This is a genomic window from Saccharothrix sp. NRRL B-16348 (assembly GCF_001280085.1).
GTDB lineage: Bacteria > Actinomycetota > Actinomycetes > Mycobacteriales > Pseudonocardiaceae > Actinosynnema.
In genome coordinates, this window is sequence record NZ_LGED01000125.1 from 26,648 (window position 1) to 40,011 (window position 13,364).

Sequence of the window (13,364 nt, forward strand, 5' to 3'; positions counted from 1 at the left end):
CCGGCGCGAATCACGGATGATGTTCGGTGCAGCACACTGGGGGCTCGGTGGGTAGTACTGCTCGTATTCGACTGTCGCCTTACCAACGAGACATCTGGGTGGCCGGAGCTCAATTTCCGGAGTTGGACCAGTACACCGTCTTCATTTATGACCGGTACGCCGGTGACGTGGACGAGGACCGGCTGGTCCAGGCCATGGCCGAGGCCGCGGGGCGGACGGATGCATTTCGGCTTCGTTTTTCCGAAGAAGACGGCGTGCCGTACCAGTGGCTCGCCGACGATGCGGAATTCACGGTCCGCCGGGTGCGGTTGAATCGGGAATCCGAAGTCGACCGGTGGCTGAGTGATGAATTTTCAACCACTTACGACCTGACCGGTGACCGGCTGGTCGATCTCGTCCTGCTGAACGCGGGCGGGAGGGTGTACGCATATGTCCGGACGCACCACGTCATCTGTGACGCGTGGGGCTTGCAACTGTTCTTGGCACGGGTGCGCGCGGCGTACCTGGGCACCGCGGCCGAAGCCCCGTCGTTCACCGAGCTGACCGCCGCGGACACCTACGAGGGCTCCGCGCGGCACGAGGAGGACCGGGCGTTCTTCGAGCAGGCGCTGGCGGGCGTCGAGCCGGTCCTGTTCACGCGCCGCAGCCCGCGTGGCCGCAGGCGGACCCAGCGGTACTCGTTCCCGTTGGAGCGGAGGCTGGTCAACGCCATCCGCGACCGCGGCGAGTCGCCGTTCGTGGTGTTCTCCGCCGCCGTCGCGCTGTACCTGGCGAAGGTGCACCAGGTCGACGAGGTGGTGCTCGGCGTGCCCGTGCTCAACCGCTCGGGCGCGCCGGCCAAGCAGACGGTCGGCCAGTTCGCGAACACGCTGCCGATGCGGGTCGACACCCGCGCCGAGCTGACCGTGGACGAGGTGCTGTCCCGCGTGCGGCACGACACCAGGGCGTTGCTGAAGCACCAACGGCTGCCGCTGGGCGACCTGGGCCGCGGGCCGCTGTTCGACACCACGGTGGCCTACCTGGGCAAGCCGCCGGCGACGCCGATGCCGGGTGTCACCTACGAGACGGTGGCGCGGACGCACGCGCACGACCAGGACGCCCTGGCGATCTGGGTGTCGGAGTTCGACCGCGCCGAGGACCCTCGGGTCGACCTGGAGTGCGCGACCGACGTGTTCGACGCGGACTTCCCGATCGAGGCCGCGGCACGGCACATCCAGGCGTACTTCCGGGCGCTGGCCACCTCGACCGGGCAGCCGGTCGGCGAGCTGGACCCGTTGTCGGAGCAGGAGCGGCACGACCTGGTCCACGCCCACAACGCCACCGACGCGCCGTTCCCGGACGACGTGACCCTGCCCGAGCTGTTCGCCCGCCAGGCGGACGGGACGCCGGACCGCGTCGCGCTGGTCGAGCCGGACGGCGCCGTCGTCACCTACGCCGAGCTGGCCGCACGCGTGAACGCGGTCGCCGCGGCGCTGCGGGCGGAGGGCGTGACCCGGGACGACCCGGTGGCCGTGCTGGTCGAACGCGGACCGCACCTGCTGCCGGCCGTGCTGGGCGTGCAGCTCGCGGGCGGCGCGTACGTGCCGGTCGACCCGACGTACCCGGCCGAGCGGGTCCGCCTGCTGGTGGAGGACAGCGGCGCGAAGGTCGCCCTCGTCGGCGACGTGGAGGTGGACGTCGCCGCGCTCGGCACGGTGCTGCGCGTGGCCGACGTGCCGGCAGCCGAGCCGGTCGCGCCACTGGTCGCGCCGCGGGACCTGGCCTACGTCATCTACACGTCCGGCTCCACCGGCCGTCCCAAGGGCGTGATGGTCGAGCACCGGTCGGTGGTGAACCGGCTGTGGTGGATGCAGCGCCGGTACCCCATCGGCGAGCACGACGTGCTGCTGCAGAAGACACCGGTGTCGTTCGACGTGTCCGTGTGGGAGCTGTTCTGGTGGGGCTTCACCGGCGCCCGCCTGTCGCTGCTGCCGCCCGGCGCGGAGAAGGACCCGCGGGAGGTGCTCCGCGCGGTCGAGCGCGACGGCGTCACGGTGATCCACTTCGTGCCGTCGATGCTCGCGCCGCTGCTGGACCTGCTGGAGGACGACCCGGGCGCCCGGCGTGCCGCGTCGTCGTTGCGGCTGGTGTTCTGCAGCGGCGAGGCGTTGCCGCCCGCGCAGGTCGCCCGCTTCAACCGGCTGTTCGGCGACGGCACGCGCCTGGTCAACCTCTACGGGCCGACCGAGGCCACGGTCGACGTCTCGGCGTACGACTGCCCGCCCGGCACGCCGACCCGCGTCCCGATCGGCTCGCCCATCGACAACATCAAGCTGCACGTGCTGGACCGCGCGGGCAGGCCGCAGCCCGCGGGCGCGCCCGGCGAGCTGCACATCGGCGGCGTCGGCGTGGCGCGCGGCTACCTGAACCAGCCCGCGCTCACCGCCGAGCGCTTCGTGCACGACCACCTCACCGGCGAGGGCACGCTCTACCGAACCGGCGACCGGGCGCGGCGGCTGGCCGACGGCACGCTGGAGTACCTGGGCCGGGTGGACGACCAGGTGAAGATCCGCGGCAACCGGGTCGAGCCGGGCGAGGTGCGCGACCACGTGGCCGCGCTGCCGGGCGTGCGCGAGGCCGCGGTGGTCGACCGGCGCTCCGACGCGCTCGGCACCCACCTGGTCGCCTACTACGTGGCCGACGCCGAGCTGGACCCCGCCGAGCTGCGGGCGCGGATGGCGCAGGCGGTGCCGGAGCACCTGATCCCCGCGTTCTTCGTGCGGATCGACGCGATCCCGTTGTCGCCCAACGGGAAGCTGGACCGCAAGCGGCTGCCGGAGGCGGTGACCGCGCCGCGCGACGGCCGGCCGCGCACGCCGGTCGAGGCGGAGCTGGCTGCGGTGTGGGCCGACGTGCTCGGCGTGCCCGAGGTCGGCATCCACGACAACTACTTCGCGCTGGGCGGCGACTCGATCGTCATGCTGCGGCTGCGGGCCCGCGCCGGACGCCGCGGCCTGCGGTTCGAACCGGCCGACCTGCTGCGCCACCCGACCGTCGCCGAACTGGCCGGGCGGCTGTCGGCCACCGTCGCGCCCGAGTCGCGGCTCGCGCCGTTCGAGCTGGTGTCCGAAGTGGACCGACCGAGGCTGTCCGGCCTCGCGGACGCGTTCCCGGTCAACCGGCTCAGCCTCGGCCTGCTGTTCCACTCCAGCAGGCACCCGGACTCCTCGGTCTACCACGACGTGTTCCGCTACCGGTTCGCCGTGGCGTGGGACGAGCAGGCGTTCCGGCGGGCGTTCGACGCCGTCCTCGCCCGGCACCCCGCGCTGCGGTCGTCGTTCGACCTGGCGGGTTCCTCCGAACCGCTGCAACTGGTGCACGAGCACGTGACCGGCGGGCTGGAGGTGGTCGACCTGCGCGGGCGCGCCGACGCGGAGGCGGTGATCGGGCAGCACGTCGAGCAGCGCCGGTTCCACCGCTACGAGCTCGACCGGGCGCCGCTGCACCTGTTCGCCGCGTTCGTCAGGGACGACGCGCTGGACCTCGTGCTCAGCTTCCACCACGCGATCCTCGACGGCTGGAGCGTCGCCAACGTCATCGTGGAGCTGATGACGCTCTACCGCGGCGAGCCCGCGCCGCCCGCCGCGCCGTCACCGGCCTGGCAGGCACGGGAGGAGCGGCGCGCGCTGGCGTCGGCGGAGACCGCGCGGTACTGGGCGGACCTGCTCGACGGCGCGGCGATGACCTCGCTGGACGGGTTCCGCGCGCACGAGCCCGTCGAGGAGCCGCGGTTCGCGTCGCACCGCGTCGACCTGCCCGCGGACCTGCTCGACCAGGTCCGGGCGACGGCGGCCGAGCACTCGTTGCCGGTGAAGTCGCTGGTCCTGGCCGCGCACTGCCTCACCCTGCACCTGTTCTCCCGCGCCGACACCGTGGTCACGGGCGTCGTCGCGCACGGCAGGCCCGACCTGCCCGAGGCCGACCGGATGGTGGGCCTGTTCCTCAACACCGTCCCGGTCCGCGCGGACGTCGCCGGCCGCACCCGGCTGGACGTGGCCCGCGAGCTGTTCCGCCAGGAACGCGACGGGCACGGGCACCGGCGCTATCCGCTCAGCGCGATCCAGCAGGCGCACGGCGGCGTGCTCCAGACCGCGTTCAACTACGTGGACCTGCACGTGCTGGCGCCGCTGCGGGAGCTGACCGACCTGCGGGTGTGGGAGGAGACGAACTTCGCGCTGTTCGTCAACGTCATCGCCGACCCGGTGGGCGACGGCACGTTCCTGCGCGTCGACACGGACGGCCGCACGGTCACCCGGGACCAGGCGGCGCTGATCGCCGAGACCTACGTGGGCGTGCTGCGCGAGCTGGTGGCCGACCCGCACGGCTCGGGCTTCGCGTTCCTCGCGCCGCGCCAGGACGTCGTGCCGCACCCCGAGCCGCTGGTCGACGTGGTGACCCGGTTCGCGCGTCAGGCCGAGGCCACGCCGGACGCGCTCGCGGTCACGTTCGGCGACGAGGTCGCGTGGACGTACCGGGAGCTGGAGCGGGTGTCCCGGTCGGTCGCGACCAGGCTGCTCGGCGGCGGCGCGGAACCCGGCGCGACCATCGGCGTGGCGCTCAACCGGTCGCCGGAGATGATCGCGGTGGTCTGGGGCGTGCTGCGGGCCGGGCTGGTCTGCGTGCCGCTGGACGTGAGCTACCCGGCGCACCGGCTCGCGCTGATCCTGGACACGGCCCGGCCGCACCGGGTGATCGCGCACCCCGAGCACGCGCACGTGGCGCAGGACGACGGGATCGTCATCCCGGTCGCCGACGTCATCGCCGACAGCAGTGCCGGCGACGATCCGGGGAACCACGTCGAGCTGCCCACACCGGACCTGGACGACCTGGCGCTGCTGCTGTTCACCTCCGGCTCGACCGGCCGGCCCAAGGGCGTCGAGCTGACCCACCGGATGTGGGCCGGGTACACCCAGTGGCAGCTGCGCGTGCCCAGCGGCGAACCGGGCCTGCGCACGCTCCAGTTCGCGCCGCTGAGCTTCGACATGTCGTTCCAGGAGATCTTCTCGACCCACTGCGGTGGCGGTGAGCTGCGGCTGGTGGACGACGGGACGCGGCTCGACCCGATCGCGCTGCTGCGGTTGCTGGACCGGCACCAAGTGCAGCGGGTGCTGCTGCCCGCGGTGGCGTTCCAGCGGCTCGCGGAGGCGTCCAACGCGATGGACGTGCGGCCGGGCGCGTTGCGCGTGGTCGTGTCGTCCGGCGAGCAGATGCGGATCACCGAGGAGGTCCGCGCGTTCGCCGCGCCGCTGCCCGGTCTGATGCTGGAGAACCAGTACGGGCCGACGGAAACCCACCAGGTCACCTACCACACGCTCACCGGCGACCCGGCCCGCTTCCCCGACCTGCCGCCGATCGGCCGGCCGCTGGACGGCGTCGAGGTGCAGGTGCTCGACGCGGACCTGGAGCCGGTGCCGGTCGGCGTGACCGGCGAGCTCTTCCTCGGCGGCGACTGCCTGGCCCGCGGCTACCACCGCGCGCCCGACCTCACCCGGGAACGGTTCCTGCCGCACCCGTGGCGCGCGGGCGCGAGGCTCTACCGCACCGGCGACCTCGCCCGGCTCCTGCCGGACGGCAGCGTGATCTGGCTCGGCCGGGCCGACACCCAGGTGAAGGTCCGCGGCTTCCGCATCGAGCCGGCCGAGGTGGAGCTGGCGATCATGCGGCAGGCCGAGCGGCACACCGGCCTGCGCGGTGTGGCGGTGGTGGCCCGCAGGCGGCCGGACGGCGACGCGTTCCTGGCCGCGTTCCTCACCGGCGAGGCCGACGGCGTGGACCTGGCGGACCTGGCCGGGTCGTTGCGCGCCGAACTGCCCGAGTACATGGTGCCGTCGCACTTCGGGTGGCTGGACACCTTCCCGTTGACGCCGAGCGGCAAGCGCGACGACGCGGCGCTGCGCGAGATCCCGTTGGCGCGCAACGACTCCGCCGAACGGGTAGCTCCGCGCGACGAGTACGAGCGCAACCTCGCCGAGGTCTTCACCGAGCTGCTGGACGTGTCGGAGATCGGTGTCGACGACGACTTCTTCGCCAACGGCGGCACGTCGTTGACCGCGATGCGGCTCGTCGTCACGATCGAGAAGCGCTACGGCGTCGGCGTTCCGCTGGCCGCGCTGATCGAGACGCCGACCGTGGCGGGGCTGGCGGAGCGGCTGCGGGTGAAGTCGGCGGTGGCGGAGTTCGACCCGCTGGTGCCGATCCGCCGTGACGGCGACCGGCCGCCGCTGTTCCTCGTGCACCCGTTGGGCGGGCACGTGCTGTGCTACCTGCCCGTCGTCCGCCACCTGCCGCCGGACCAGCCGGTCTACGCGTTGCAGGCCGCGGGCAGCGACCAGGGCAGCACGCCCGCCCGGTCCATCGAGGAGATGGCCGCGTCCTACCTCGCCGCGATCCGGCGCGTGCAACCGGAAGGGCCGTACGTGCTCGGCGGGTGGTCGTTCGGCGGGTTCGTCGCCTACGAGATCGCGCGCGTGCTGCGGGCCGAGGACCCCGGCGCGGTGGCGGAACTGGTGCTGCTCGACTCGATCACCATGCGCCGCGACCACGACGTGACGGTCGGCGACGACGCGCTGATGGAGTTCTTCTACTGGGAACTGGTGTGGTTCGAGCGCAGCCTGGACGCGGTCGAGCCGCTGCCGGCCGAGTTCTCCGAGGACGAGAAGCTGGACCGCGTCCTGGACCGCGCGATGAGCGCCGGCGTGCTGCCCTGGGGCACGTCGCGCGCCACCGTGAAGCGGCTGTACGAGCTGTTCCGCGCCAACTGGCGGGCGTTGATCGACTACCGGCCGCCGGTGACCGACCTGGACGTGACGCTGCTGCGCGCGGACGGGCCGCTGCCCGACTCGCTCAAGCCGATGCACCTGGCGGCGGGCACGCTGCACGACGACCCGACCAACGGCTGGGCGCACTGGACCACCGGCCGGCTCGACGTCGTGGACGTGTCCGGCGACCACCTGGTGCTGATGGAGGAGCCGCACGTCGCGGGCGTCGCCGACGCCATCACCACGCTGCTGAGCCCGAACCGGGCCGAGGGGACCGCACCGTGAGCAAGCACAAGAAGATCGTGATCGTCGGCGCGGGCATGGGCGGTCTCACGGCCGCCGCCGCGCTCGGCCGGGCCGGGTTCGAGGTCGAGGTGTACGAGCGGGCCAGGGAGCTGCGCCCGGTCGGCTCGGCGCTGTCGCTGATGAGCAACGCGCTCACCGCGCTGGCCGCGGTCGGCGTCACGCCCGAGTTCACCGGCCGGTCGCTGGTGTTCGAGTCGCTGCGCTTCCTGACCAAGCGGGGCCGTCCGATCAGGGCGATCCAGTTCGGCGACCTGGCCCGCCGGATCGGGCAGCCGAACCTGGCCATCCACCGGGCGAGCCTCCAGCAGGCGCTGCTGGAGCAGGCCTCGGACGCCAAGATCGAGCTGGGCGCCACGGCCACCGGCTACACCCGCGACGGGGACGGCGTGGTGGTCTCGTTCGACGACGGCCGCGAGGTGCGCGCGGACGTGCTGATCGGCGCGGACGGCTTCAACTCCGCCATCCGCCGCACGATCGCCGGCCCCGAGCAGCCGTTGGACTACAACTACGTGGTGTGGCGCGCGACGCCCAAGTTCAGCCACCCCAAGGTCACGCACGCCTACGCCGCCCACTACTGGGGTCGCGGCCAGCGGTTCGGCCTGGTCGACATCGGCGGCGGCGACGTCTACTGGTGGGGCACCAAGAACATGCCCGCCGAGCAGGCGGCGGACTGGCGCGGTGGCAAGGCGGGCGTGCAGCAGCTCTACGCCGGGTGGGCTGACGAGGTGCGGCAGGTCATCGCCGCCACCCCCGAAGAGGGCATCACCAGCCTGCCCGCGCAGGACCGGCCGTTCCTGGAGAAGTGGGGCGACGGGCCGGTGACCCTGCTCGGCGACGCGGCCCACCCGATGCTCACCAGCCTCGGCCAGGGCGCGGCCATCGCCATCGAGGACGGCGCGGTGCTCGCGCACTGCCTCAAGACCATCGACGACCCGCAGACCGCGTTGCGCGCCTACGAGGACCGGCGGCGCGAGCGCGCGCGGGGCATGGTGCTGGCCTCCCGCGGGCTCAGCCGCACCGAGCAGCTGCAGAACCCGTTCCAGACGTTCGCCCGCGGCCTGTACTTCCGGTTCGTGTCGGAGAAGACGCTCGACCGGCAGAACGAGCAGGCCCTGATCTTCCCGGGAGTCGAGTGATGGCCACGCCGATCCGCCCGCTGTCACCGGTGGAGCGCTGGTACTGGATGTGCGACCAGCTCTCCACCCTCAACGTCATCTCCCGCACCAGGGTCCGCGGCGAGCTGTCGGCCGACGTGCTGCGCCGCGGCCTGGACGCCGTGCAGGCCCGGCACCCGTTCCTGCGCCTCGCGATCACCGACGACTACGGTCTCGACCCACGGTGGGTGCCCACGGACCGCCCGATCCCGCTGCGGCACGTCCGGCGCGAGCACGACGACCAGTGGGTCCGCGAGGTCAACGAGCGCGAGCTGGTCGACCGCGTCGACCCGGCCACCGGCCCGCTCGCCCGCGCCGTGGTGATCAGCGGCGACGACGACGTGCACGACCTGCTGGTCGTCGTGCCGCACATCATCGCCGACGGCACCACCGTGATCACGTTGGCGCAGCAGTGGTTGGAGCTGGCCGCCGGCGACGGGCCGGTGGAGTCGTCGCGCGAGCTGCCGCCGCCCGACGCGCTGCGGCCCGCCCGGCACACCGGCGAGGAGGGCGCGGCGCGGCTGGCCGAGCAGACCGCCCGGGACGAGGAGCTGATGGCCCGCACCCGGCCCGGCCGGGTCGAGCCGACCACGCGCGTGCCGCTGGAGGGCCGCCGGTCCCGGCTGGTGCACCGGGAGCTGACCGGCGAGCAGTTGGAGGCCGTGGCCCGCGCGGCACGCGAGCACGACACCACCGTGCACGGCGCCGTCACCGCGGCGCTGGTGCGAGCCGCCGCCGCGGACGCGGGCGACGTGCACGACCACTTCGCGGTCGGCTCGCCGATCGACTTCCGCGGCGAGCTGGAACCGCCCGTGCGGCCCGACGAGGTCGGCACCTACGTGGCCACCGTCCCGTCCGTGGTCGACCCGGCGCTGCCGTTCTGGGACCTGGCCCGCGCGATCACCCGGGACCTGGCCGAGCGCAAGGGCAAGGGCGACCACTTCAACCTGGTCACGATGGTGGTCGGCGCGTGCCCGCCCTCGGTGGCCGAAGCCCGGCCGTTCATGGAGTTCATGGAGGCCGAGGGCCCGATCAACCTGTGCTCGTCCAACATCGGCCGGTACGCGTTCCCCGACCGGATCGGCCCGTGGCGCGTGTCGGACGCCCAGTTCCTCACCGGCATCTCGGTCAACGGCTACTTCGTGGCCACGATCAACTCCAGCCACGGCCGCCTGTTCTGGAACTTCACCCACATCGCCGACGCCGTGCCGGACGAGCGCGCGCGGCGACTGGCGGACGACTCGCTGGACGCCTTGCTGTCGGAGATCACCCAGAGTTCGCCCGCGGGCGCGTGAGGAGTAGATGGTGTTCACCGCCAAGACACTGCCGCCGGGCGGCAGGACCGTGCTGATCACGGGTGCGTCGACCGGCCTCGGCCGGGAAGCCGCGCTGCACCTGGCCGACAAGGGCTTCCGGGTCCTGGGCGCGGTGCGCAAGACCGAGGACGGCGACCGGCTCGCGGCCGACTGCCCGTCCGGCCGCGTCGAGCACGTGGTGCTCGACGTGACCGACGAGGCGTCCATCGCCGCCGCGGCGGGCGAGGTGGCCGGGAAGGTCGGCGAAGACGGCCTGTGGGGTCTGGTGAACAACGCCGGCATCTGCATCTCCGCGCCGCTGGAGGTCGTGCCCACCGACGTGCTGCGCAGGCAGCTCGAGGTCAACGTGGTCGGCCAGCTCGCGGTCACTCAGGCGTTCCTGCCGCTGCTGCGCGCCTCGCGCGGCCGGCTGGTCAACGTGACCTCCGGGCTCGGCACGGTCGCGATCCCGTACCTGGGGCCGTACTCGGCCGCGCAGTTCGCCAAGGAGGGCATGAGCGACGCCTTGCGCCGCGAGCTGGCGCCGATGGGCGTGTCGGTGTCCGTGGTGTGCCCCGGCTCGATCTGGACCCCGATCTGGGCCAAGATCGCCCAGGACGGCCAGGACGCGCTGGCCGCCGCGCCGACCGCCGTCGCCGACCTGTACCGCGCGACGTTCCTGCGGTTCCTGCACTTCAACGAGCAGACCGCGAAGGACAGCAAGACGCAGCCGGTCGAGGTGGCGACCGCCATCCTGGCCGCGCTCACCTCGGTGAAGCCCAAGACGCGCTACCGCGTCGGCGCCGACGTCCGGCGCGGCACCTTCCTGGCGCGGGTGCTGCCCGACAGCGCCATCGACTCGATGTTCAGCAAGATCGTCACCCCGCTGCCGACCGACCAGGAGGAGGCGCACCGTGTCGGGTCCTGAACTCCGCCTCGGCGAAGAGCTGATCTCGCCGCTGCACCCGCTCTACGACGGCCTCCAGGTCGACGGCGCGCCCCGGCCCGCCCACGTCGCGCCCGACCACCCGGTGTGGGTGGTCACCCGGTACGCCGACGCGAAGAAGGTGCTGTCGCACCCCGGCGTGCGGCGTGACGCCAAGCAGGCGGCCGAGCTGTACGCGCGGCGCACGGGCGAGCGGCGGGAGGCCATCGGCGCTTCCCTCACCGCACACATGCTCAACGCCGACCCGCCCGACCACACCCGGCTGCGCGCCCTGGTCGGCCGCGCGTTCACCAGCCGTCGGGTCGAGCTGCTGCGCCCGCACATCGAGCAGCTGACCGACGAGCTGCTCGACGCGATGGCCGCGCGCGAGCAGGCCGACCTGATGGGCGACTTCGCCGTGCCGCTGACCATCGGCGTGATCTGCGAGCTGCTGGGCGTGCCGCCCGCCGAACGCGACCACGTGCGCGCGGCGTGGGAGCGGCAGGCCGAGCTGCTGTCGCCGGAGGCCGCCGAGGAGCTGGCCGAGGAGCAGGCGGTCTACCTGCGCGGCCTGCTGGAGGCCAAGCGCCGCGAGCCCGCCGACGACGTCTACAGCGCGTTGGTGCAGGCCGCCGATGAAGACGGCGGGTTGTCGGCCGACGAGTTGATCGCGATGGCGCACCTGCTGCTCATGGCCGGGTTCGAGACGACCATGAACATGATCGGCAACGCGGTCGTCACGCTGCTCGTCCACCCCGAGCAGGCCGCGTCCCTGCGCGCGAACCCCGACCTGCTGCCCAACGCGCTGGAGGAGCTGGTCCGCTACGACAGCGCCGTCCGCGCGTCGATGCTGCGGTTCACCGTCGAGGACGTCGACCTCGGCGACGTCACCATCCCGGCGGGGGAGTACGTGCTGGTCTCGAACCTCACCGCCAACCACGACCCCGAGCGGTTCGCCGACCCGGACCGGCTCGACCTGACCCGCAAGGCCGACGGGCACCTCGGCTACGGCCACGGCGTGCACTACTGCGTCGGCGCGCCGCTGGCCAGGCTGGAGGCCAGGGTGGCGATCGGCGAGCTGCTCGCCCGCTTCCCCGACCTGCGCCTGGCCGTGCCGCACGCCGAGCTGGTCTGGCTGCCGATCACGTTCCTGCGCGCGCTGATCAGCGTGCCCGTCATCCCCCAGCCCGTGCTCACCGGAAGGACGTCCGCATGAACGCCCAGGAGATCCTGACCCGCAGCCTGGAGTTGCTGGAGAACGGCGACGCCCGCGGTTGGTGCGACCTGTTCCACCCCGATGGCGTGCTGGAGTTCCCCTACGCGCCGCCCGGCTGGCCCAACCGCTTCGAGGGCCGCGAGGCCATCTGGCAGCACATGCAGAAGTTCCCCGAGCACCTGACGGTGAAGTTCACCGAGGTCTCGTTCTACCCGACGGCGGACGAGAACCTGGCCATCGGCGAGTTCCACGGCGACGGCACGGCCATCCAGTCCGGCGGCACGCTCTCCCAGGACTACATCTCGGTCCTGCGCACCGACGGCGAGCACATCACGCTGTACCGGGACTTCTGGAACCCGGTGAAGCACATGGAAGCGCTCGGTGGCGCCGAGGCCGCCGCCGCGATCGTGCAGGGCTGAGCCGTGGCACGGGCCGCGGTGCTCGCCGGGCTCGGCACCCACGTGCCGCCCGACGTGCTGACCAACGACATGCTCGCCGAGGTGCTCGACACCTCCGACACCTGGATCCGCAGCCGCACCGGCATCCGGCAGCGGCACATCGCGGACGAGCGCACCACCACCGGCGACCTCGCGGTGGTGGCCGGTGAACGCGCGCTGGCCTCCGCCGGCGTGACGCGGGTCGACGTGGTGGTGCTCGCCACGACCACCCCCGACCGGCAGTGCCCGGCCACCGCGCCCACCGTGGCGTCGCGCCTGGGCATGTCCGGCACGCCCGCGTTCGACGTGTCGGCCGCCTGCACCGGGTTCGTCTACGGCCTGGCCACGGCGTCGTCGATGATCAACGCCGGGTTGTTCGACAGCGCGCTGTTCATCGGCGCGGACACGTTCAGCGAGACCCTGGACCCGGGCGACCGGGCCACCAGGGCGCTCATCGGCGACGGCGCGGGCGCGGTCGTGCTGCGCGCGGGCGAGTCGGACGAGGACGGCGCGCTGCTCGCGTTCGACCTCGGCAGCGACGGCGAGCACGTGGGCCTGCTCGAAGTGCCCGCCGTCGGCCGGGTCGAACGGGCGGAGGGCCGGGCGCGCGGCTACTTCCACATGGAGGGCAAGCCGGTGTTCACCAAGGCGGTCACCGCGATGACCGACTCGGTGCGCCGGGTGCTGGACCGGGTCGGGTGGACGACCGCGGACGTGGACCGGCTGGTGCCGCACCAGGCCAACGCCCGCATCCTGGCCGCCGTCGCCGACCAGCTCGACCTGCCCGAGGACCGGGTGGTCAGCAACATCGCCGACGTCGGCAACACCGTCGCCGCGTCGATTCCGCTGGCGCTCGGGCACGGCATGCGCCACCAGGGCTTGAGATCCGGGCACAACGTCGTGCTCACCGGGTTCGGCGCGGGACTGACCTGGGGGTCGGTCGCGGTGCGCTGGCCCAAGATCAACGACATCGGCAGCTAGGGGGGACAGTCATGCGTTCTGCGGTCGAAGACCGGCTCGTCGTGCTGATCAGCGAGATCAGCGAGGTGCCCGCGGAGGACATCACGGCGGAGACACCGCTGGAGGACCTGGGTTTCGACTCGCTGGTCCTGGTGGAACTGGCGATGAAGCTGCGCAAGGAGTTCGGGGTCGTCGCCTCGGACGAGGAGCTGGACGAGGTGGAGACCGTGGGCGGGCTGCTCCGGTTCGCCACCAGGGCCCGGTCCGCGTAGGT

The 13,364-nt window shown here is 72.8% G+C and carries 8 protein-coding genes; all 8 read left to right on the forward strand.

The genetic code is table 11. The features are described 5' to 3' along the window. Positions 1–47: 47 nt before the first annotated feature. Genes ADK67_RS13580 through ADK67_RS13615 form a run of 8 tightly spaced genes read left to right on the forward strand, consistent with a single transcriptional unit; the run spans position 48 to position 13,362 of the window. Positions 48–7,082 carry an amino acid adenylation domain-containing protein gene (locus ADK67_RS13580; protein ID WP_157620300.1) on the forward strand — a complete coding sequence of 2,345 codons (7,035 nt, stop codon included), beginning with the start codon at positions 48–50 and terminating at the stop codon, positions 7,080–7,082. Continuing rightward, complete coding sequence (locus ADK67_RS13585; protein WP_082403446.1) at positions 7,079–8,239, forward strand: FAD-dependent oxidoreductase; 1,161 nt, start codon at positions 7,079–7,081, stop codon at positions 8,237–8,239. The genes ADK67_RS13580 and ADK67_RS13585 overlap by 4 nt, the downstream gene beginning before the upstream one ends. Next, a complete protein-coding gene (locus tag ADK67_RS13590; protein ID WP_053716777.1) occupies positions 8,239–9,552 on the forward strand; it encodes a phthiocerol/phthiodiolone dimycocerosyl transferase family protein in 1,314 nt (437 codons plus the stop codon). Before ADK67_RS13585 ends, ADK67_RS13590 begins: the two co-directional genes overlap by 1 nt. Positions 9,553–9,562: 10 nt before the next feature. Next, complete coding sequence (locus ADK67_RS13595) at positions 9,563–10,480, forward strand: SDR family oxidoreductase (RefSeq protein WP_231648172.1); 918 nt, start codon at positions 9,563–9,565, stop codon at positions 10,478–10,480. Beyond that, positions 10,467–11,693: a cytochrome P450 family protein gene (locus ADK67_RS13600; protein ID WP_053716779.1), complete on the forward strand. Its 1,227-nt coding sequence runs from the start codon at positions 10,467–10,469 to the stop codon at positions 11,691–11,693. The genes ADK67_RS13595 and ADK67_RS13600 overlap by 14 nt, the downstream gene beginning before the upstream one ends. After that, the gene (locus ADK67_RS13605) at positions 11,690–12,112 is read left to right on the forward strand and encodes a nuclear transport factor 2 family protein (protein WP_053716780.1); all 423 of its coding nucleotides are present in this window, start codon (positions 11,690–11,692) and stop codon (positions 12,110–12,112) included. The genes ADK67_RS13600 and ADK67_RS13605 overlap by 4 nt, the downstream gene beginning before the upstream one ends. Before the next feature lie 3 nt (positions 12,113–12,115). Continuing rightward, positions 12,116–13,111: a beta-ketoacyl-ACP synthase III gene (locus ADK67_RS13610; protein WP_053716781.1), complete on the forward strand. Its 996-nt coding sequence runs from the start codon at positions 12,116–12,118 to the stop codon at positions 13,109–13,111. An 11-nt stretch (positions 13,112–13,122) separates the two neighbouring features. Beyond that, positions 13,123–13,362, forward strand: coding sequence for an acyl carrier protein (locus ADK67_RS13615; protein ID WP_053716782.1), 240 nt, complete (start codon positions 13,123–13,125; stop codon positions 13,360–13,362). The last annotated feature ends 2 nt before the right edge of the window (positions 13,363–13,364 follow it).